This is a genomic window from Acidovorax sp. BL-A-41-H1 (assembly GCF_051942715.1).
The window spans coordinates 20,050-40,405 of record NZ_JBPVJQ010000005.1; the positions used below are offsets into that span (position 1 = coordinate 20,050).

16 protein-coding genes, 2 tRNA genes and 1 riboswitch are annotated in these 20,356 nt (G+C 64.5%); of the genes, 5 read left to right on the plus strand and 13 right to left on the minus strand.

The features are described 5' to 3' along the window. Positions 1-56 precede the first annotated feature (56 nt). A complete protein-coding gene (locus tag ACTPOI_RS11240) occupies positions 57-821 on the minus strand; it encodes an SDR family oxidoreductase (protein ID WP_440108821.1) in 765 nt (254 codons plus the stop codon). Between the two features lie 242 nt (positions 822-1,063). Here ACTPOI_RS11240 and ACTPOI_RS11245 point away from each other — a divergent pair, with 242 nt between their 5' ends. After that, a complete protein-coding gene (locus tag ACTPOI_RS11245; protein WP_440108823.1) occupies positions 1,064-1,579 on the plus strand; it encodes a GNAT family N-acetyltransferase in 516 nt (171 codons plus the stop codon). A gap of 154 nt (positions 1,580-1,733) precedes the next feature. Here ACTPOI_RS11245 and ACTPOI_RS11250 read toward each other — a convergent pair whose 3' ends face one another. Both ACTPOI_RS11250 and ACTPOI_RS11255 read right to left on the minus strand, forming a co-directional pair. Beyond that, complete coding sequence (locus tag ACTPOI_RS11250; RefSeq protein WP_440108825.1) at positions 1,734-3,158, minus strand: FAD-binding oxidoreductase; 1,425 nt, start codon at positions 3,156-3,158, stop codon at positions 1,734-1,736. A 43-nt stretch (positions 3,159-3,201) separates the two neighbouring features. Beyond that, entirely contained in the window at positions 3,202-3,681 is a 480-nt protein-coding gene (locus ACTPOI_RS11255; protein WP_440108827.1) for a DUF2069 domain-containing protein, read from the minus strand. A 164-nt stretch (positions 3,682-3,845) separates the two neighbouring features. On the opposite strand from ACTPOI_RS11255, the gene ACTPOI_RS11260 reads away from it, so the two are divergent. Further along, complete coding sequence (locus tag ACTPOI_RS11260; protein WP_440108829.1) at positions 3,846-5,096, plus strand: YihY family inner membrane protein; 1,251 nt, start codon at positions 3,846-3,848, stop codon at positions 5,094-5,096. Between the two features lie 178 nt (positions 5,097-5,274). Here the strand turns inward: ACTPOI_RS11260 and ACTPOI_RS11265 are convergent, their stop codons facing one another. The 3 genes from ACTPOI_RS11265 to ACTPOI_RS11275 all read right to left on the minus strand — a co-directional run bounded on the left by ACTPOI_RS11265 (position 5,275) and on the right by ACTPOI_RS11275 (position 7,930). Next, entirely contained in the window at positions 5,275-5,604 is a 330-nt protein-coding gene (locus ACTPOI_RS11265; protein WP_440108831.1) for an Mpo1-like protein, read from the minus strand. Positions 5,605-5,798: 194 nt separating this feature from the next. Continuing rightward, positions 5,799-6,617, minus strand: coding sequence for an alpha/beta fold hydrolase (locus tag ACTPOI_RS11270; RefSeq protein ID WP_440108833.1), 819 nt, complete (start codon positions 6,615-6,617; stop codon positions 5,799-5,801). Positions 6,618-6,619: 2 nt separating this feature from the next. Continuing rightward, positions 6,620-7,930 carry an O-acetylhomoserine aminocarboxypropyltransferase gene (locus ACTPOI_RS11275; RefSeq protein ID WP_440108835.1) on the minus strand — a complete coding sequence of 437 codons (1,311 nt, stop codon included), beginning with the start codon at positions 7,928-7,930 and terminating at the stop codon, positions 6,620-6,622. Positions 7,931-8,039: 109 nt separating this feature from the next. Here ACTPOI_RS11275 and ACTPOI_RS11280 point away from each other — a divergent pair, with 109 nt between their 5' ends. After that, positions 8,040-8,489, plus strand: coding sequence for a CBS domain-containing protein (locus ACTPOI_RS11280; protein WP_440108837.1), 450 nt, complete (start codon positions 8,040-8,042; stop codon positions 8,487-8,489). Between the two features lie 83 nt (positions 8,490-8,572). On the opposite strand, the gene ACTPOI_RS11285 is transcribed toward ACTPOI_RS11280, so the two are convergent. Further along, positions 8,573-10,726 (minus strand): EAL domain-containing protein, encoded by a 2,154-nt coding sequence (locus ACTPOI_RS11285; protein ID WP_440109463.1) that lies wholly within the window; start codon positions 10,724-10,726, stop codon positions 8,573-8,575. Between the two features lie 183 nt (positions 10,727-10,909). Here ACTPOI_RS11285 and aroC point away from each other — a divergent pair, with 183 nt between their 5' ends. Beyond that, a complete protein-coding gene (gene aroC, locus ACTPOI_RS11290; RefSeq protein ID WP_440108839.1) occupies positions 10,910-12,007 on the plus strand; it encodes a chorismate synthase in 1,098 nt (365 codons plus the stop codon). Positions 12,008-12,167: 160 nt separating this feature from the next. Here aroC and ACTPOI_RS11295 read toward each other — a convergent pair whose 3' ends face one another. The 4 genes from ACTPOI_RS11295 to ACTPOI_RS11310 all read right to left on the minus strand — a co-directional run bounded on the left by ACTPOI_RS11295 (position 12,168) and on the right by ACTPOI_RS11310 (position 16,025). Beyond that, a complete protein-coding gene (locus tag ACTPOI_RS11295) occupies positions 12,168-13,061 on the minus strand; it encodes a DMT family transporter (RefSeq protein ID WP_440108841.1) in 894 nt (297 codons plus the stop codon). A 145-nt stretch (positions 13,062-13,206) separates the two neighbouring features. Then, positions 13,207-13,656, minus strand: coding sequence for a transcriptional regulator NrdR (nrdR, locus tag ACTPOI_RS11300; RefSeq protein ID WP_069105351.1), 450 nt, complete (start codon positions 13,654-13,656; stop codon positions 13,207-13,209). Between the two features lie 15 nt (positions 13,657-13,671). Next, the gene (gene glyA, locus ACTPOI_RS11305) at positions 13,672-14,916 is read right to left on the minus strand and encodes a serine hydroxymethyltransferase (RefSeq protein ID WP_440108843.1); all 1,245 of its coding nucleotides are present in this window, start codon (positions 14,914-14,916) and stop codon (positions 13,672-13,674) included. A gap of 36 nt (positions 14,917-14,952) precedes the next feature. Then, positions 14,953-15,103, minus strand: a riboswitch (ZMP/ZTP riboswitch). 73 nt (positions 15,104-15,176) lie between these two features. After that, on the minus strand, positions 15,177-16,025 hold the full coding sequence (locus ACTPOI_RS11310) for a transglycosylase SLT domain-containing protein (RefSeq protein ID WP_440108845.1): 849 nt from the start codon (positions 16,023-16,025) through the stop codon (positions 15,177-15,179). Positions 16,026-17,051: 1,026 nt separating this feature from the next. Here ACTPOI_RS11310 and ACTPOI_RS11315 point away from each other — a divergent pair. Further along, positions 17,052-19,820, plus strand: coding sequence for a DUF349 domain-containing protein (locus ACTPOI_RS11315; RefSeq protein ID WP_440108847.1), 2,769 nt, complete (start codon positions 17,052-17,054; stop codon positions 19,818-19,820). Between the two features lie 171 nt (positions 19,821-19,991). Here the strand turns inward: ACTPOI_RS11315 and ACTPOI_RS11320 are convergent. Together ACTPOI_RS11320 and ACTPOI_RS11325 are read right to left on the minus strand one after the other, a co-directional pair. Then, positions 19,992-20,076: transfer RNA gene (locus tag ACTPOI_RS11320), tRNA-Leu, on the minus strand. A 189-nt stretch (positions 20,077-20,265) separates the two neighbouring features. Then, positions 20,266-20,350: transfer RNA gene (locus tag ACTPOI_RS11325), tRNA-Leu, on the minus strand. Positions 20,351-20,356: the final 6 nt, after the last annotated feature.

The following is a 20,356-nucleotide window of genomic DNA, read 5'->3' on the forward strand; positions in this document are numbered from 1 at the left end:
GGCGAACAGCCTTGGTAGCTGCCTGGCACGCGTTGCATCCAGGCTCCCTGCGCGCTTCACGTCCGGTTGATCGACATCCCTCCGTCCACCAGCATGGCCGCGCCGGTCATGAACGATGACGCATCAGACGCCAGGTACAGCGCGGCTTGGGCCAGTTCGTCGGGCTGTGCCAGGCGTTTCAAGGCGTGCAGGCTTGCGACCTGGGCCAAGGCCTCGGGAGTGCCGTTCATGGTGTGTGCCATGGGGGTGAGCGTGCCGCCGGGAAGCAAGGCATTCACACGTACGCCCTTGGGGCCACACTCTGCGGCCAGGGCCTGGGTCAGGCCGATCAGGCCCGATTTGCTGGCGGCATAGGCGGCCACGCCGGGAAAGCCCACCGTGTGTCCCACGAAGGTGGACGTGAAGATGATGGAGCCCTGACCCTTCTCCAGCATGGCGGGGATCTGGTGCTTGGCGCCATAGAAGGCGCTGGTCAGGTTGGTGTCGATGGCCTCTTGCCAGCCGGCAGCAGAAATGCCGGGCGTCGGCCCCATCTCGCCCGTGATGCCGGCGTTGTTGAACGCAATGTCCAGCCCGCCAAACTGCTCGATGGCCCGCTGTACCAAGCGCTGGGCAAATGATTCGTCGCGTACGTCGCCCACTACGCTGTAGGCCAGGCCGCCCGCTGCGCGGATCTGTGCGACCAGGTTGTCAAGCTCGGCTTGGCGCCGTGCGCCTGCGATGACGCGCGCGCCGTTGCGCGCGAACAGCAGGGCGGCCGCGCGCCCGATGCCCGAGCTCGCTCCGGTGATGATGGCTACTTTGTCGGTCAATGCATGCATGGGTTGTCCTTTCAGTGGGTTGTGCAGAGGTTGCGTTGAAACCAGGCGCCCAGTCTCTGCAGAACGGGTGCTGGCGTCGCGCTGAAAGCGGACATGCGATGCGTTGGGACTGCGGGCGATGGAGCTGCGTGGGCTCGTTAAGCAACGCTGTACGCGGCTCTGCTGCATAGGTGCGCAGCGGGGCGTGTTGAAATCCAGGCCATGCCAGACACGCCGTTCCACCGCCCGTAGAAGTGCGCCGCTTGCAAGCCCCTGCGGCAGCGCGGGCCTGCGAAGTGGTTCGCCAGTCCATCATCCACTGCTGTGCTTTGGACCATCACCATGACCCGGCCGTGCTAGCCGCCTGGCTGGCCAATAAGACAGCAGACCACCTCGCCGCATGGATTGCTGCGCCGCATGCCATGGCCTGGGGGGCTTACCGGGGCTCCTGTCGGGGCGCGCAGGGTGGAGCTGGCGCCGAGGCTCATGCAGCCACGGACGCTAACGCAGGTGAGGATGCTGTGATGGTGGGCATTGCGCTGCTCATGCAAGACAAGCTGGCCCTGTGCTACGTGGTGCCTGATGCGCTGCACCAGGGCGCAGGCAGTGCCTTGCTGGCCGCCGCTGAAGACGGTGCAAGGGCTGCCGGCATCAGCGTGGTGGTGCTGGAACGCACGCGCACAGCGGAGGCGTTTTACCGCCACCACGGCTATGAGCCCACTGGCGCCGTACAGACCTGGGCGGGGCTGCAGGCGCAACCGATGTGCAAGCGGCTTTGAGGGCTTGGGCGACGTTCGGAGCTGGAGCGCAGCACAACTGCAGCCAAAAAGACTGCTAGCGCATTAATTGATTGACTCTGGTGCTATGAAAGAAATAGCATATGCTGCGGCTTCGAAACCGTGTGCACGCCACAGCAGCGTCCGGGGAGTCTCGCTATGCCGACCGCAGCACCCGCCCCGGATTCATGATCCCCTGCGGGTCCAGCGCGTTCTTGATGGCGTGCATCATCGACAGCGCGACCGGCGACTGGTACTTCTCCAGCTTGTCGGCCTTGAGTTCGCCAATGCCATGCTCGGCCGAGAACGAGCCGCCAAACTCGGCCACGGCTTCATAGACCAGGTGGTTGACCTGCGCCTCGTAGTCGCGCAAGAAGGCCTTGGCATCGCCTTCAGCAGGGGCCTGCACGTTGTAGTGCAGGTTGCCATCGCCCAGGTGCCCGAAGTTGACCAGGCGCACGCCCGGGATCTGGCTTTGCAGCAGCGCGTCGGTGTGCGCCACAAATGCAGGGATGCGCGAGATGGGGATGGAGATATCGTTCTTGATGTTCAGGCCTTCTTCGGCCTGCGCGAGCGGAATGCTCTCGCGGATGTGCCACAGCTGTTGCGCCTGGGTCAGGTTCTCGGCCACCACCGCGTCGGTCACGCAGCCGGCTTCAAAGGCGGATTCGAGCAGCGCTTCAAACCGGCCGCGCGCGTGTTCTTCGGATTCGCTGTCGGAGTTTTCGAGCAGCACGCACCAGGCAGCTGTCTCGTCACCCAGGAACGGCACGCGCAGCTGCGGCATGTGTTTGCCTACCAGGCTCAGCGCAAACTGGCCCATCACCTCAAACCCCGTGAGGCCCGCGCCCAGCTGCTTGTGGGCCATGCCCAGCAGCTGTACGGCGTGCTCCATCGACGGTACGGCGGCCCAGGCGGTGAGCTTGGCTGCAGGCTGCGGGTGGAGCTTCATGCTGGCGGCGGTGATGATGCCCAGCGTGCCTTCGCTGCCGATGAACAGGTCGCGCAGGTCGTAACCGGTGTTGTCCTTGCGCAGGCCCTTGAGGCCGCTCCACACCTCGCCCTGTGCGGTGACGACTTCGAGCCCCAGGCACAGGTCGCGCGTGTTGCCGTAGCGCACCACTTGCGTGCCACCGGCATTGGTGCCCAGGTTGCCGCCAATGGTGCAGCTGCCTTCGGCCGCCAGCGACAGCGGGAACAGCAGGCCCGCGTTGCGCGCCACTTCCTGCAGGGTCTGCAGGATGCAGCCAGCTTCGACCGTCATGGTCAGGTTGGCGGTATCGACATTGCGCACGGCGTTCATGCGCGCAAGGCTCAGCACGATCTGCGTGCCCGATGCGTCAGGCGTGGAGCCCACGGCCAGCCCGGTGTTGCCGCCCTGCGGCACGATGGCCGTGCCGGCGGCAGCGCAGGCCTTGACCACCGCCGCCACCTCGGTCGTGTTGCCGGGCCGCACCACGGCCAGCGCCTTGCCGCGCACGCGGCGGCGCCAGTCCTGCTCCCAAGCCGTCATGTCGCCTTCGGTGATCACATGAGTGGGTCCAACGATGGAGCGCAATGTTTCGAGCAGGGTGGTGGGCATGGAGACGGTCGGTGTTCGTTCAGGGGAAGCGCAGCGTGTGCCGTCAGGCAGCCGGGCCTGCGTCGGGCGCCGCTGCGGCTATGGGTTGCTGCGGTGCCTGCGCCTCGGCCAGGGCAGCGGCCTCGCGCGCGTTGCGCTGGCGCAGGCGCACATGCAGCGTGCAGGCGGTAAACAGCACCAGGCACAGCAACACCTCGACCCATGCCAGCCATTGCGACGGGGCGGGGTCGCTCCAGCCACGCACGACGCCTTCGGTGAAGTACAGCCAGATCACCAGGCTAACCCAGCGGTAGGTGTACATGCGGTTCTTCAAGATGCCTGCGAGCGGAATGCAGAGCGGCAGCGCCTTCAGCGCCAGCCATGTGCCACCGGGGCGCAGCGGTGCCAGCAGCAGCTCCCACGCCAGGCACAGCGCAATCAGTGCCAGAAGGCTGCCAGTCGCCACCCAGCGGGTGGCTGAAACGGCGTTGCTCGCAGTTACGTGCACGACAAGGGGAGCAGGGGCAGAGGTGGGCGCAGTCATTGGGGTGGCATCATATCGGCCATGCCTTTGCCCTTTGTTTCCGTTGACCACTGCTTGCGGTGTGCGGCCCTGTGCGTGCATGAGGGGCCCGTACCGCGGAATGGGCAGCGGTGGTTGTTGCGCGCTGGCAGGGCAGGGCAGTGCGCGGCAAGGATGCCCGCAGCATGAACGAGATAGTCCAAAAGGCGGCGGCGCGGCTGGAAGCGCTGCTGACCGAGCTGTCGCACTTTCCGTGGAAGACCACCGCCCTCACGCTGCGCGAGCGCTTCCGCGAGGACCGCCTGGGGCTGACGGCCAGCAGCCTCACTTTCACCACCATGCTAGGGCTGGTGCCCTTTTTTGCGGTGGCGCTGGCCATCTTCACCGCGTTTCCCATCTTCAGCAAGCTTCAGGTGCTGCTGCAGCGCTGGCTGGTAGACAGCCTGGTGCCCGACAGCATCTCGCGCCAGGTGCTGGGCTACCTCACGCAGTTTGCGGCCAAGGCCAGCGGCCTGGGCGTGGTGGGCTTCAGCGTTTTGCTGATCACGGCGCTGGCGCTCATCCTCACCATCGACCGCACCCTCAATGGCATCTGGCGCGTGCAGCGGCTGCGCCCGCTGGGCCAGCGCGTGCTGATCTACTGGGCAGCCGTTACGCTGGGGCCACTGCTGCTGGGCGCCAGCCTGGCGGTCACGTCGTATGTGCTGTCAGCCTCGGGCGGTCTGGTGCAGCGGGTGCCCGATGGCGTGAAGCTGCTGTTTGATTCGGTGCAGTTCATTGTGCTGGCCGGGGGCATGGCAGCGCTGTACCACTATGTGCCCAACACGCCAGTCAAGTGGCGGCACGCTTGGTCTGGCGGTTTTTTCGTGGCGGTGTGCATCGAGCTGGCCAAGAAGGTGCTGGCGCTGTACCTGGCGCAAGTACCCACGTATTCAGTGGTGTACGGCGCGTTTGCCACGCTCCCCATCCTGCTGGTCTGGATCTACGTGGCGTGGGTCATCGTGCTGCTGGGGGCGGTGGTGACGGCTTACCTGCCCAGCCTGCTCGCCGGAGTGGCCCGCCGCGGGACCGTGGCAGGGTGGAATTTTCAGCTGGCGGTGGAGGTGCTGCAGGCCCTGCACCGTACCCGCGCCGATGGCGGCACGGGCCTGCGCCCCAGCCAGCTGGCACAGCGGCTGGGCGTGGATGCGCTGCAATTGCAGCCTGCGCTGGAGGCGCTCACGGCGCTGGACTGGGCGGGCCAGGTGACCGATGCTGCGGTGACCATGTCGGATGTGCCCGAGTCGCGCTATGTGCTGCTGGTGGACCCGGAACGCACGCTGCTGGCGCCGCTGCTGCAGCGCCTTCTGCTGGAGCGCTCGGAGGCGCTGGAGCCTCTGTGGCACAGGGCCGGGATGGACGCACTGCATCTGGCCGACGTGTTGCGAACGCGCTGAGGCACGCTGCCGGTCCACACGGCTGTCAGCCGGGCGCGTGGATGCCAGACGGGCGTGGCTTTGCAGGCGCGTGCAACGCCGGGTGAATATGGCGCACAGCCGCCTGTGCAATCAAAATTGATAGCAATCAGGGCAGATAAAGGCTGGACCCTGAGCCGTTTTGACCAGAAATGGCACCTCAGAGCGAAACTTTTCCCGTCCAGATGTCTGCGTACATCCTCCAGTCGCCCATGAAGCTGTACAGCGGGCGCTTGAAGCTGGCGGGCTTGTTCTTTTCAAACCCGAAGTGCCCCACCCACGCAAACCCATAACCGCACAGCAGCCCGTACAGCAGGTACTGCGGCTTGCCCGTGGCCACCAGCATCGCCAGGCATAAAAGGCTCAGCGTGGAGCCCGCAAAGTGCAGCCGGCGGCAGGTGCGGTTGCTGTGTTCGGTCAGGTAGAAGGGGTAGAACTCCGCAAAGGTCTTGAAGGTGCGCGGGTCGGTGGTGGGCGTAGCGATGTCCATGGGGTCTCCAGTCGGTAGCGTGCCTCTGGCGCCTGCCAGCGTGGGGCTAACGGGCGTATGCGGGCGCTTGAACTCCAGTGTGAAGCCCGGCAGCGCAGCGCACAGTCGCCTTGCCGACACAGCACCGCCTGATGCCATCCCCTGCCGCAAACCGTCGCTCTCAGCGGTCCAGGGCGGGCCAGCGAGGGCGCTTGCTACCGCGCCAGAAAGCCGCGCAGCGCCGCCAGTGTCTCCTCTGGCGCTTCCGTCATCTGGTTGTGGCCGACCGGCAGATGGACCACCTCGACGGTTTTGCCAGCAGCGCGCGCTGCCTTGATGAGGCCCTGCGCGGCTTTGGGCGGCGTCATCTGGTCGTGTGTGCCCAGTGCAAACAGCACCGGGCAGGCAAGCTGTGCCATGGCGGCCTCGCCGTTGGCGTAGCTGTCGCAGGCGATGAAGCCGCGCTGGAACACATTGACCGCCGGGTTGCTGCGCAGCACCTTGCGCCCCAGCGCCATGCCCGCGCCAAACACCCAGGTGCCGGGCCCCAGCGCCGAAGGCGGGGCCGCCAGCGTGCTGCGCGAGAACACGTTGACCATGCGCATGGCCTTTTCGGGGTCGGCGGCAGAGGCCTCGATGAGCGAGGGCGATACCTTCATCGGAAACGCGGTGCCCACCAGCACCAGGTGCGTGATGCGATCGCCCAGCCGTGCCGCGGCTTCCATGGCGATCAGCGAGCCCCAGCTGTGGCCCACCAACGCTGCGCGCTGCACGCCTGCGGCATCCAGCAGGGCACCGACGAAATCTGCACCTTCTTCCACCGTGGCGGGGGCGTTGCCGCCGCTGCGGCAGTGCCCGGGCAGGTCGATGGCCAGCACGTTCCAGCCGTGGCTTGCCATGTAGCGCGTTTGCAAGGCCCACACGCTGTGGTCGTTGAGCACGCCGTGGATGAACACGACCGTGGGCTTGGCGGCGTCAAACGCCTTGCCGCCGGTGTAGCAGTAGACCGGCGCTCCGTTGACTTCGATGTACATGGTCACGCTCCCGCCTTCTCGGCCGCTTTCAGGGCACGCTTGAGGTCGTCGATCAGGTCGTCGGCATCCTCCAGCCCGATGGACAGGCGGATGGTGCCCTGCGTGATGCCAGCGCCTGCAAGAGCCTCGTCACTCATGCGAAAGTGCGTGGTGCTCGCCGGGTGGATCACCAGACTGCGGCAGTCGCCCACATTGGCCAGGTGGCTGAAGACCTTGAGGGCTTCGATGAACTTTTTGCCCTGCTCGCGGTTGCCCTTGAGGTCAAAGCTGAACACCGAACCCGCGCCGCGTGGCAGCAGCTTTTTCGCCAGCACATGGCTGGGGTGTGATTCCAGCATGGGATGCCCCACGCGCGATACAAACGGCTGGGCAGCCAGAAACTCGACCACTTTTTCGGTGTTGCGCACATGGCGTTCCATGCGCAGGGGCAGGGTTTCGATGCCCTGCAGGATGAGCCAGGCGGTGTGCGGGCTCATGCAGGCGCCAAAGTCGCGCAGGCCTTCGCGGCGCGCCCGCAGCAGGAAGGCGCCTACGGTGCTCTCTTCGGCAAACACCATGTTGTGAAAGCCGTCGTAGGGCTGCGTCAGCTCGGCAAACTTGCCTGCTGACTTCGGTCCGTCCCAGTCAAAGCTGCCGCCATCCACCACGATGCCGCCCACCACGGTGCCGTGGCCCGACAGGAACTTGGTGGCCGAGTGGTAGACCAGATCCGCGCCATGTTCAAACGGCTTGATCAGCCAGGGCGAGGTGAGGGTGGAGTCCACCAGCAGCGGCACACCTGCGTCGTGCGCAATCGCGCTCACGGTGGGGATGTCCAGCACATCCAGCCCCGGGTTGCCCACGGTTTCGCCGAAAAACAGCTTGGTGTTGGGGCGTACTGCGGCGCGCCAGGCGTCGATGTCGCCGGGCCTCACAAACGTGGTCTCGATGCCGAAGCGCGACAGCGTGTAATGCAGCAGGTTTTGCGAGCCGCCGTACAGCGCAGTGCTGGCCACGATGTGGCTGCCTGCGCCCATCAGCGTGGCAATGGCCAGGTGCAGCGCGGCCTGGCCGCTGGCCGTCGCGATGGATCCCACGCCTCCTTCCAGCGCCGCCACGCGCTGCTCCAGCACGGCGTTGGTGGGGTTGCTGATGCGGCTGTACACATGGCCGCCGCGCTCCAGGTTGAAGAGGGCAGCGGCGTGGTCGCTCGACTCGAAGACGAACGACGTTGTGAGGTGGATGGGCACGGCGCGAGCGCCGGTGGCGGGGTCGGGCGCAGCGCCTGCGTGCAGGGCCAGCGTATCAAAGCCGGGGTCGGAGTAACCGGGCATCGTTGTGTCTCCCATGTTGTCTGGTCAGCGGGGCATTGTGGGCTATATTTGCCGCCATATTGGTGCAACGCACCCTGCGTTGCACGGGCCATCTCGGAGACTCAGCACCATGAAAGTCAGCGACATCCTTCGCGTCAAGGGGAACACCCTGTACACCGTCCAGCCGGACGAGCCGCTGGCCGGCGCGGTGGACCTGATGGCCGAGCGCGACATTGGATCGCTGGTGGTGATGGAGCACGGTGACCTGGTGGGCATGCTCACCTTCCGCGAGGTCATCCAGGCACTGGTGAAGAACGGTGGCAGCGTGGGCACCATGCTGGTCCGCACGGCCATGGACGACGCGCCCCTGACCTGCACCATGGAAACCGACATGGACGAGGTGCGCCGCATGATGCTGGACCGCCATGCGCGCTACATGCCGGTGATGGACCGCAAGATGCTCATGGGCGTGATCAGCTTCTACGACGTGGCCAAGGCCGTGGTGGACAGCCAGAACTTCGAGAACAAGATGCTCAAGGCCTACATCCGTGACTGGCCTGAAGACGATCCGCGCGGCTGAGCGATTGTTTTCAGGATGGTTTTCGCTGGATCGTCAGCGCTTTGCCCTCCCGCCAGGTCAGCGACCTGATCCCTTTCTGGCAGTCAGCGACCCGAGTGGCCCGCTGCATCCAGCCAGGCTTCAATCTCGTTGGCTGGCATGGGGCGTCCGAACAGGTAGCCCTGCATGACCGGGCATCCGTGCGCTTGCAGCCACTGCTGCTGCCCGGGCGTTTCCACGCCTTCAGCAACCACCACCATCTCAAGGCTGTGCGCAATGCTCAGTACCGACACCGTGAGCGCGCGTGCGGTGGGGCTGGTGGTGAGGTCGCGCACAAACGCCATGTCCAGCTTGAGCTCGGCGATGGGCAGGCGGTGCAGGTAGCTGAGGCTGGAATAGCCGGTGCCGAAGTCATCCAGTGAAAGTTTGAAACCCCTGTTGTGCAGGGCCGCAATATTTGCGCGTGTCTCGGGCCGCGCGTCCATCATCACGCTTTCGGTGATCTCCAGCATCAGGTCGCCCGGGTGCAGGTGGTGGCGCTGCAGCGTATCGCTGATCTGCTGGGCAAACTCCGGGTGGTGAAAGTTACGGCCCGACAGATTGACGGCCACGGTGGGCACGCTTTTTCCGGCAGCTCGCCAGCGGTTCAGCTGGCTGCAGGTTTCTTGCAGCACCCAGAGGGTCAGCTCATGAATCAGCCCGGCTTCTTCGGCCACCGGAATGAACTCGCCGGGCGGTACCACGCCGCGCTCGGGGTGGTTCCAGCGGGCCAGCGCCTCCACACCATGGAGGGTGCGGGGCGATGTGCTGAGCACCTGCGGCTGGTAGTGCAGCGTCAGGCTCCCCTCGGCCAGCGCGTGCCGCAGGTCGCGCTCCAGCCGCGCGCGCTCCTGCGCGCGGCGGTTCATTTCGGGGCTGAAGAGTTGCAGGCTGTGCCGCTGTTCGCTTTTGGCCTGATTCATCGCCTGGTCGGCGTGGCGCAGCAGGGTGTCGATCGTCGTGCCGTCTTCCGGGTACATCGCGATGCCGACCGATGCCTGGGCCATGTATTCGTGGCCCGGCAGATGCATTGGGCGAGCCAGGTCATCCAGGATGCGCTGCGCTGCGTGGACCGCGTCGACCGTGGCGCATTCCGAAAGCAGCAGGGCAAATTCATCCCCGGAGAGCCGTCCGATGAGGTCCCGGGCCCGCAATGCTTGCGTCAGTCGTGTGGCCACCTCGCACAGCAGGGCATCGCCCGCGGCATGGCCCAGCGTCTCATTGACCTGCTTGAAACGGTCGAGGTTGATGAAGAGCAAGGCTCCGGGGCGGTTGTCCTGGTTCAGGTGTTCCAGCGCGCGGCCCGCGCTGCTGCGCAGCATTGAACGGTTGGGCAGCCCCGTAAGTGCGTCAAAAAAGGCCAGTTGGTGGATGCGCGCAGCGGCAGCGGCGCGCTCGATCGCCAGTGCGCAAAGGTGAAGCCCGACCTCGACCAGCCGCTTGTGCAGCGCGTTGGGTTCGCGGTTTTCGCGAAAGTAGAAGGCGAAGGTGCCGATGACCTTGCCCCTGTGATCGACGATGGGGCTGGACCAGCACGCTTTGAAACCGGTGGACGCGAAGAGTTCGCGGTAGTTCGCCCACAGCGGGTCCGTGGCGATGTCGGTGACGAGCACAGGCTGGCCCCTGAAGGCGGCTGTCCCGCACGACCCTACGCTCGGACCAATAGCGACGCCATCAAGCTGCGCGCAGATCTCGGGCGAAAGACCGGGTGCGGCCAGCGGCCGCAGGCAGCCCGTATCGTCCACTGCCAGGATGGACGCCGTGACTTCCGGGGCGATCCGCTCGACCTCCTTGCACACCAGCATCATGAGATCGGGCAAGGGAAGCTCGTTCACCATGCCTTCGAGCACACGCTTTTGCAGCACTTCGTGCATCTTTGTCAGCGTGATGTCGGTCAGCACCGTGATGGTGCCACCCGTGCCTCCTGCCCCCGCGTCCGAGGAATTGATCACCATGGAAACCCATCGCGGCTGACCAGTCTGGCCGTAGAGCAGGGTCTCGACCCGAACCTTGCCGTCGGCGCTGAGGGTGTTCCGGATGTGGTCGAGGATGCCGGGCTCGGCGCGTGCGTCAAAGAGCGTTTCGCTCAGCCGCTTGCCTACAACGTCTGCGGCTGGATAACCGAAGAGCCGCGTGAATCCGGCGTTGACATACACCACCCGCCGTTCGCTGTTGCTCATGACGATGGCGTTGTCGCTGGCATCCAGCGCGTTGCGCATGGCTTCCACCTGCAACGTTGCATGCGTGACGGGCGAGCCGGGCCCCGGTGCGGCAGCGTTGGGCAGGTCAAAAGCGGGCATGCATCTCCCAGATGGTCTTGGACAGATGCTAGCAACAGCCTGTAACCGTGCCAAGAGGCTTTTGCCGGGTAGGCTGCCTCGTGGCTCTGGGATAATCGTGCAATGAGCGGAAACACCTTTGGCACCCTGTTTGCAGTCACCAACTTCGGTGAATCCCATGGCCCGGCGATAGGCTGCGTGATCGACGGGTGCCCGCCCGGCATGCCGCTCGCGGAATCAGACATCCAGGCCGACCTGGATCGCCGCCGGCCCGGTACCAGCCGCCACGTGACGCAGCGCAACGAACCCGACGCGGTGGAGATCCTGTCCGGCGTGTACGAGGGCAAGACCACGGGTACGCCCATCGCGCTCCTGATCCGCAACACCGATCAGCGCAGCAAGGACTACAGCAACATTGCCGAGAGCTTTCGCCCCGGGCACGCTGACTACACCTACTGGCACAAATACGGCATCCGCGACCCGCGCGGCGGTGGCCGTTCGTCTGCCCGGTTGACGGCGCCCACGGTAGCTGCCGGCGCCGTGGCCAAGAAGTGGCTGGCCCAGCGCTACGGTGTGCAGTTCCGCGCCTGCATGACGCAGCTCGGCGAACTCGCGATTCCCTTCGAGAGCTGGGACCACGTTCGCTCCAACCCCTTCTTTGCGCCTGTGGCAGACGTGGCGCAGTACGAGGACTATATGGACGCGCTGCGTAAGGCTGGCGACTCCTGCGGCGCACGCATCCGCGTGCAGGCGACGGGCGTGCCGGTGGGGCTGGGCGAACCGCTGTACGACAAGCTCGATGCCGACATCGCCTACGCAATGATGGGGCTCAATGCCGTCAAGGGTGTGGAGATTGGCGCCGGCTTTGCCAGCGTGGCGCAGCGTGGTACCACGCATGGCGACTCGATGACACCCGGCGGATTCGAGACCAACAACGCAGGTGGCGTGCTCGGCGGGATCAGCACCGGGCAGGACATCGAGGTCAGCATTGCCATCAAGCCGACGAGCTCCATCATCAGCCCCCGGGCGTCCATCGACATCCACGGCAACAGCGCCGAGGTCATCACCAAAGGTCGCCACGACCCCTGCGTGGGCATCCGTGCGGCGCCCATCGCCGAGGCGCTGCTGGCGCTGGTGGTGATGGACCATGCCCTGCGCCACCGAGCGCAGTGTGCCGACGTGACCAGCGCGGTTCCGCCCATTCAGGCTTCGTTTCTCTGACAGGGTGCGGCATGAGCTGCCGCCGTTGACGGGGTGCGAGCTTTTCCGACGTTTGAGTTAATTGCCACTGTCCGCGGCTGGTATACGTGGCGTCTGCGACCAAGTGCGCCAGGGCCGCGTCAACTCGATATCACTGCAATGGGACACCTCGCTCAGGGTTTTAGTCTGTTTTCGCCCTGAGGATCGATAGCCACTTCAGGGGGTTGAAGCCGGTGACCAGGCCGGTGGCGGCCAGCACCAGCGCGCCGCCCCAGAACATGCCCGGGCCCAGCGTTTCCCCCAGGAAGATGTGGCCCCAGGCCACCCCGAACAACGGGATCATGAACGCCGAGCTCATGGTGGCCACCGGGGGTACCTCGGCGAGCACGCGCAGGTTCAGCCAGTACGCGAACCCCGACGTGACAATCCCCATCACGGCCACGGCTGCGAGCGCGCCGGGTGTGAAGCGGGCGTCTGGCAAGCTCCAGGCTGCACCGGGCGTCAGCAATATCAGCGCCGCAGCGTGGATGCCAGCGGCAATGGAAAGCGGGGACATGCGTGTGGTGGCGCGCTTCATCCATGTGGTGGACACGCCGTAGCAGGCGGCAGCCACCACGCTGGCGAGGGCTGCAAGCAGCAGTGAGGGCGTAGGCTCGACGGGGCCCAGCTGGACGATCAAGGCAACCCCGGCGAACCCGCAAAGGCAACCCAACGCCTTGGTGGCAGTCAGCGTGTCTTCCTTCATCCACGCAGCAGCAATCACACCGAACGGTACCGCCATGGTGTTGAGCAGCGAGCTGTAGCCCGCCGGCAGATGCAACGCGGCCCACGCATAGAGCAGGAAAGGCACCGCAACGGTGAGCGTGCCTAGGCCCACCAATTCGCGCCAATGGCGCCAGGGCCAGCGTTCGTTGGCCAGGCGCATGATGGCCATCAGGGTGAGCGTTGCCAGTGCAATCCGCAAGGCAGCCATCACGTTCGGCCCCAGGACGGGGCTGGCAATGCGGATGAAGAGGAAGGAAGCGCCCCACAGGGCCGAGAGCAGCATCAGCTGCAGGAAATGGCGGGTTTTCACCCCCGCATTGTCGGCCATTGGCCGCAGATGCGATGCCAGGGCTTGGCATAGGATTTTTGCGCTCAGACGAGGGCAACTCAGCTTGGCTGTAGTCGTGTCCCGGGTTGGCTGAACGCCGCTCCCGCTCCGGAAAGGCAGGCTCGCTCTACTTGCGTACCTCGTCCACCATCGCCCGGAAGTCATCGATGTCCTCGAAGCTCCGGTACACGCTGGCAAAGCGGATGTAGGCCACCTTGTCCAGTTTTTTCAGCTCGCGCATCACCAGTTCGCCGATGCGGCTGGAAAGGACTTCGCGCTGGCCCAGATTGAGCAGCTTTTCCTCGATGCGCTCAATCGCGCCGTCAATCTGCTCCGTACTCACCGGACGCTTGCGCAGCGCCAGATTGAAGGACGCCATCAGCTTGGCGCGCTCGTACTCGATCCGTCGGCCGTCCTTCTTCACGATGGCCGGGAAGTTCACTTCCGGCCGTTCGTATGTTGTGAAGCGCTTGTCACACGCGCCGCATTGACGGCGGCGCCTGATGAACACCCCGTCTTCGGAAACCCGTGTTTCGACGACTTGCGTCTCCAGGTGTCCGCAGAAGGGGCATTTCATGTGCGTATGCCCAACTTAGCGATAGACGGGGAAGCGAGCGGTCAGCGCGTTGACCTTCTCGCGCACGGCGGCGATGTTGGCCTCGTCGCGCGGGTTGTCCAGCACGTCAGCAATCAGGTTGGCCGTGATGCGCGCTTCCTCTTCCTTGAAGCCGCGCGTGGTCATGGCGGGGGTGCCAATGCGCACGCCGCTGGTCACCATCGGCTTTTCGGGGTCGTTGGGGATCGCGTTCTTGTTGATGGTCATGTGGGCTGCGCCCAGCACGGCCTCGGCTTCCTTGCCAGTGATGCCCTTGGCGCGCAGGTCCACCAGCATCACGTGGCTTTGCGTGCCGCCACTGACGATCCGCAGGCCGCGGGCAGTCAGCGTCTCTGCCACTACCTTGGCGTTCTTGACCACCTGTTCCTGGTAGGCCTTGAACTCGGGTTGCAGTGCTTCCTTGAAGGCGACAGCCTTGGCTGCAATCACGTGCATCAGCGGGCCGCCTTGCAGGCCGGGGAAGATTGCGCTGTTGATGGCCTTTTCGTGCTCGGCCTTCATCAGGATGATGCCGCCACGGGGACCGCGCAGGCTCTTGTGCGTGGTGGATGTGACCACGTCCGCGTGGGGGACGGGGTTGGGGTACACACCGGCTGCGATCAGGCCTGCATAGTGGGCCATGTCTACCATGAAGATCGCGCCAACGTCCTTTGCCACCTTGGCGAAGCGGGCAAAGTCGATGTGCAGGCTGTAGGCCGATGCACCCGCGATGATCAGCTTGGGCTTTGTCTCATGCGCCTTCTTTTCCATCGCGTCGTAGTCGATGGCTTCATTGGCATCCAGGCCGTACGAGACCACGTTGAACCACTTGCCCGACATGTTCAGCGGCATGCCATGCGTGAGGTGCCCGCCTTCGGCAAGGCTCATGCCCATGATGGTGTCGCCGGGCTTGATGAAGGCAAGGAATACAGCTTCGTTGGCCGAAGCACCGCAATGCGGCTGCACGTTGGCGGCGTCTGCGCCAAAGATCTTCTTGACCCGGTCGATGGCCAGCTGCTCGGCCACGTCGACGTGCTCGCAGCCGCCGTAGTAGCGCTTGCCCGGGTAGCCTTCTGCGTACTTGTTGGTGAGCTGGGTGCCCTGGGCCCACATCACGGCGGGGGAGGCATAGTTTTCGCTGGCGATCAGCTCGATGTGGTGTTCCTGCCGGGCGTTTTCAGCCTGGATGGCAGCAAAAAGCTCGGGGTCGGTCTGTTCGACAAGAATGGAGCGGTCGTACATGATGTGGCAGTCCTATGAACTTGTGTCCCTTGAAACAAGGGCTGCCCAGGCGAACGGCTGAACGCGAAGGCTTTACACCTTCGCGGCACGCTCCCCAGTGGTTTGCAAGAAGCAGGTTCTTGCCGGTTTCCACGTCAGCGGCAATGCCCCCAGGGCATAGCGCCTATCGCCAGTCGCGTACCCCACAAGTGTAGCCGAGGCGGCTCATTCAGCGCGATCCAAACCGTGAGCCTTGGACGTCGGGCTTGTATATGACAGGCCTACGAAGCCTCGAGCAGAGCAACCTTGTCGCTAGCGGCCGCGGGCGTTGCCGGTGCCGCGGCGGGTATCGATGCGGGCACGGTTTGCTGTGGCGCCTGGGTAGACAGTGTCGGTGGTGGGGACAGCGGTACGCTACGGCCGCCCGCCACCTGGAGCAGGCGGAAGTGCTCCGCCATCACCTTTGCTACGTAGCCTCCGTCATCCGGATTGTTGGCTGCGCCCACGTAGTACCGCAGTCCACCTTCCACCGAGCCGGCCCGGGCGATGCATTCCTGCAGTACCTTCACGCCGACGCGGAGATTGGTCACGGGGTCAAAGGCGGCGAAGTGGCCACCGAAGTTATCGTACTTTTCGGTGTGCACCGTGGTCATCACCTGCATCAACCCTTGTGCGCCGACAGCGCTCTGTGCGAACGGGTTGAAGCTCGATTCCACAGCCATGATCGCCAGAATCAGGGTGGGATCAATCTTGGAGCGAGCGCCGATCTCGTACGCCTCGGCAACCAGCACGCTCAGCGGCTCGGCCGCCACGCGGTACTTCTTGCTTAGCCAGAAGGCCACTGCGGCCTGCTGCTTGGGCAAATCCTTCGGGTTGGCGGCGGTAGCCCGGCCGCTGGCTTCGGGCTCGATCGGCATGCCGACCAGCTCCACCTGCCGCTCCCGCAGCCAGGTCATCAACCGTTCTTCCCCGGCCTGACGCAAGTCGTCACGGGCCGTCAGCATGATCACGACAAACGCCACGGCGAGGCCGATCAGCGCGAAGCTGTTGTGGGTGATCTCAATAAATCCTTCCACCACGTCGGTGGCGAAGGTGCGGAAACCGCGAAGTATGGTTCCTGACGCTGTCATAGCTCTCCTTTCTGAGGCCGCGCCCTCATCCCTGTGCGGCCTGTGAGGCCGCCAGGGTGGGCGAAAAGCCTGGATTGGTACGCCATCAAAACTGCAGGCGGCACGTCGATGGCGTGCTTGCAACCTCGTTTGAATTAGCCGGTGGGGTCGGCAGCGATTGGGGTTTCTACTGGCCCGTCGCAGGGCTGGCGGATTCTAGGAGGTGTCTTAATGCACAGTCAACACTATCAATGTAATTTGATATGCATTGTGGTAATATAAAAATGAGTTAGACCATCCTGTTCGGGTTCGTCGCTTGGGGCGAGCGGCGTAAGGGGCGGGGAGCAATCGGGGCGCCGTGGGCGATTGAAAAATTACCTTGGCCCCGTTCGCGCTGTTTTGTTAAGGTGCAGGGGCCTGTTGATCAGGCGACGTCATTGATAAGGTGCTCCCGTCCCGGCATTCAGTGCGGCGACGCAGCAGCACCTGATGCAATGGCACCCCAAGGAGGCAATCCCTTGCCTCCGCGCAGCCGGACTTTTACCCTCCGGACTGCGGCAGATGGCAAAGACCGTTGTGTCAGCCGTCAAGCCCGGTAGATGTGCATCGCATGTCCACCGGGCTTTCTTGTTTCTGGCCGAGTGCTTGATCTTTCGGGTTGCATGTGTCCGGGCGAAATATACGAAACCGTCATCGAAGGGATGGCATAGCTAGCCGGGATGACCGCACACTTTGCGATGTTTTTTAGTCTGGTAAGTTTGCCCGCAAGACGAATCATGAACGTGCCGCCAAGCGTGGCTGCCCGGCACGCTGGGGCGATCCGCATATATATAGATAATGCAGGGTGCCCCCGTCCCGTTTTTGCTCGCCAGGCATGGCAAGCGCGTCGCGATGTGTTTGCTCTGCAGCTGCAGTCGGGCCCGTTGGCCAGTTCCGGCCCTCTGGGCTTGGTGGCTTTGATTTTTCAGCCTGGACGCCCGTGAATACGGCGGTCAGGTGGGCGCCAGACGCCTTCTGATCTGGCCCATTTGCTATTCCCTTGGATCCATGTTTCCCTTTCTCTCCCGCAACAAAATGTCTGACGCTCCCGAAGTGAATCCGGCTCCGGCCAAATCCCACGAGCCGCATCCGCTGGATGCTTTGACCGGAGGCGCCTTTTCAGCCGCCACTTCTGGCGAGCGTGCCTCGCGCATCCGGGACTGGCTGGCGACACAGCCTGGCCTCGATCAGCTGCAGGAAGTGTTCAAGGAGTTCAGCGGCCGCGACAAGGGGGCTGCCCGTGCCGTGCGCGAGCGTCTTGATGAGATCCGCCGTGCCAAGGGGCAGGAGGTGATCGCCGCCGAGTGGGCCGACAAGGCCCAGGCATTGCTGGCCGCACCCAAGCTCAACATTGCAGATGCGCTTGCGTGGCAGCGCGATGCCGCCAAGGCTGGAGCACCGCTGTCGCGTGAGCCGCTCTCGCAGCTCAAGGTTCAGCTGGCGGATCGCGTCAAGGTGATCGAAGACTTGCAGCACCGCGTTCAGGTCCAGCGCGAGGCGGCTGTGCTCCTTGCGCAGCGTATTGAAGTCCTGTCGACAAAGCCCTGGCGCGATGCGCAGGCCGCGCTGGAAATGCTGGGCGCCGACGTAGCCCGCTGGCAGCAGCAGGCGGACGAGCTGGCCAGCGATGGCAGCTGGGCGAGCGTGGATGCGCGTTTTCCGCCGTTGCTGGATGCATCGCGCGTGCAGCTTCTCGTGGTCTGGGATGCTTTCCAGCCTGCAGTAGCCCAGGCTGTGCTTGCTGCAGAAGACGCCAGCGCGCCTTTGCCACCCGTACCCGTCTGGGCCGATGAGCTGCGCGCCGCGCGTGGACTGCCGCCAGAAGCTGGTAGCAATGCTGGCGCCGAGGCTGCTACAGGCAAGCCTGCGCGCGTGCCAAAACCACGGGTGTCCCCGGAGGCGGTCGAGAAATCCATGCAAGCGGTGCGTGAAGCGCTTGCCACCCTGGAGCGTGAAACTGAAGAAGGCCATGGCAAGGCCAGCGTTGGCGCTGCAGCGGCTCTGCGCGCCGTGCTCAAGCAGCACGGCAAGAACATCGACCAAGCCCTGGAGCACCAGGTACACGCCGCGTTGGTGGCGGCAGGCGAGCTGGAAGGCTGGCAGCGCTGGGGCGCAGACCAGGTGCGCGAGGAACTTGTTGCCAAGGCCGAAGCGCTGCTGAACCGCCCTGACGGCCAGGCATTGGGCGGCCGCAAGATGCAGGAAACCCTGCGGAGCCTGCGCGAACAGTGGAAGAAGGCAGATCAGGGCGGCGCGCCCAATCATGCCCTCTGGAAAAAGTTTGACGAGGCCTGCAATGCGGCGCACAAGGTCGTCGAAGCCTGGCTTGACAGGATTCGCGCCGAGGCAGCCGAGCACAAGACCCAGCGCCTGGCGCTGATCGAAGAAGTCAAGGCATGGGCCCAGGCGCACGCAGCGTCGGGCGACTGGAAGGGCATCAACCGGGCCCTGCACCAGTTTGGCGACCGCTGGCGCGAAGGTGGACACGTCGGCGAAAAGATTTTTGCCGAACTGCAACCCTTGTGGAAGCAGGCGATCAGCGCTGCGGCCGCGCCATTTGAAGCCGCCCAGAAGGAAAGCCTGGCCCGCCGACATGCAATGATCGACGAGGCCGTAGCCTTGGGCGCGGCACCCATGCTGCGCATCGATGCCGTCAAGGCGCTCCAGCAGCGCTGGCAGGGAGAGGCGCAAACGGTTCCGCTGGACCGCAAGCACGAGCAAAAGCTGTGGGATGCTTTCCGCAAGCCCATCGACGAGGCGTTCAACCGCAAATCTGCGGACCGTGACCGTGCGGTGACTGAACTGAGTGCGCGCGACAAGGTGGTGCTGGAGGCTTCCAAAGCCCTTGAAGCGGCCAACGCATCGGGCGATGCGCAGCAGATTCGTACGGCCATGCAGGCCCTGGAGGCGGCCTTGCGCGGGCAGGCCCAGGCAGCCGAGGCAGTGGCCACGGCGCGCCGCGACGAACAGCAAGCTGTTGCTGCAGCTGGTGATGCCAAGCCGGCTGAGGCCCCTGCCGAGGGTGTTGATGCAGCTGCGGCAGTTGATGATGGATCTACCGAAAGTACGCCTGCAGCCGCACCAGCACCAGCACCCAAGCCAAGCCGTCCCGTGGTGGCCGTTCGCGGAGATGACCGCCCCGGCATGAAGAAAGACGCGCCTGCGCCGGCAGGCCGTGGCGCCCGTCCGGGCGAGCGCCGCGATGGCCGGCCAGCCGACCGCGATGCTGGACGGGGCGCGCGCCCCGACAGCCGCACGGGCGATCGTCCTGACCGGGGTGGCCGTTTCGGGGACCGTCCAGCGTTTGAAGACCGCGGTCCACGTCTGGGCGATACGGCATTCCGCGCGCAGCGCGACGCCATGGAGCACGCGCAACTGGCCTTGAAGAAGCTTGCCGCGCAGGCCCATGGCGAAGCGCTCACCCAGCTGCTGACGGCTTGGGAAAAGCGCGATCCTTCGCAGGTGCCCGGTACGCAGGAGCTGGGCTCGGGCGTGACACCTGCCGTGCGCGCCGCCTGGACCCAGGCGCTGTCGTCACCGCCGAAGGCTGATGCCGCTGAAGCGCTGCTGCGCCTGGAGATGGCGGCTGATGCACCGACGCCCGCTGAGCACATCTCGGCACGACGCATGCTGCAGTTGCAGTTGCTCACGCGCCGCAACGATCCTGCACCGGCCCAGACCTGGGGGCAGGATGCTGCGCGCGTGCTGGCCAGCGCCAGCGATGCCAGCAACGCCCGGCGTCTTCAGAATGCGCTCAAGGTGCTCCTGCGCAAATAGTTGGCTGGCTCTTGTATCAAAAACAAGCGCCCGAATGGGCGCTTTGTTTTTTGCAGTCTGGTAGGTGTGGCGTAGATCATCTGCAGACAGACAGCGCATGAATACTGCGCGCACGGCCATGGACTCGCCAAAACAAAAAAGCCGCTGCGGGTGCAGCGGCTTTTTAATGTTTGGTGCCCAGGAGAGGACTCGAACCTCCACGATGTTACTCGCTAGTACCTGAAACTAGTGCGTCTACCAATTCCGCCACCTGGGCTTTCAGTTCAGCCTCGAATTATAGGACAGGAATTTCGGGCTCCGGAGAATTTGAACGAATTTTTATGATGCGCCCGAGTTCGTCTTCGAGCATGCAGTTCACCGTCGAGACCTCCGGAAACAAAAAAGCCGCGGTCAAAAGACAGCGGCCGGGATATTTGTGAAAACCACGATGGGTTCTCGTTAAACTTGGTGCCCAGGAGAGGACTCGAACCTCCACGATGTTACTCGCTAGTACCTGAAACTAGTGCGTCTACCAATTCCGCCACCTGGGCATTTCA

Coding starts and splice junctions, on each gene's coding strand:
- ACTPOI_RS11240 (WP_440108821.1), bottom strand. CDS start 821: ATGCATGCATTGACCGACAAAGTAGCCATCATCACCGGAGCGAGCTCG.
- ACTPOI_RS11250 (WP_440108825.1), bottom strand. CDS start 3,158: ATGCCCACCACCCTGCTCGAAACATTGCGCTCCATCGTTGGACCCACT.
- ACTPOI_RS11255 (WP_440108827.1), bottom strand. CDS start 3,681: ATGACTGCGCCCACCTCTGCCCCTGCTCCCCTTGTCGTGCACGTAACT.
- ACTPOI_RS11260 (WP_440108829.1), top strand. CDS start 3,846: ATGAACGAGATAGTCCAAAAGGCGGCGGCGCGGCTGGAAGCGCTGCTG.
- ACTPOI_RS11265 (WP_440108831.1), bottom strand. CDS start 5,604: ATGGACATCGCTACGCCCACCACCGACCCGCGCACCTTCAAGACCTTT.
- ACTPOI_RS11270 (WP_440108833.1), bottom strand. CDS start 6,617: ATGTACATCGAAGTCAACGGAGCGCCGGTCTACTGCTACACCGGCGGC.
- ACTPOI_RS11275 (WP_440108835.1), bottom strand. CDS start 7,930: ATGCCCGGTTACTCCGACCCCGGCTTTGATACGCTGGCCCTGCACGCA.
- ACTPOI_RS11280 (WP_440108837.1), top strand. CDS start 8,040: ATGAAAGTCAGCGACATCCTTCGCGTCAAGGGGAACACCCTGTACACC.
- ACTPOI_RS11285 (WP_440109463.1), bottom strand. CDS start 10,726: ATGCGCAACGCGCTGGATGCCAGCGACAACGCCATCGTCATGAGCAAC.
- aroC (WP_440108839.1), top strand. CDS start 10,910: ATGAGCGGAAACACCTTTGGCACCCTGTTTGCAGTCACCAACTTCGGT.
- nrdR (WP_069105351.1), bottom strand. CDS start 13,656: ATGAAATGCCCCTTCTGCGGACACCTGGAGACGCAAGTCGTCGAAACA.
- glyA (WP_440108843.1), bottom strand. CDS start 14,916: ATGTACGACCGCTCCATTCTTGTCGAACAGACCGACCCCGAGCTTTTT.
- ACTPOI_RS11310 (WP_440108845.1), bottom strand. CDS start 16,025: ATGACAGCGTCAGGAACCATACTTCGCGGTTTCCGCACCTTCGCCACC.
- ACTPOI_RS11315 (WP_440108847.1), top strand. CDS start 17,052: ATGTTTCCCTTTCTCTCCCGCAACAAAATGTCTGACGCTCCCGAAGTG.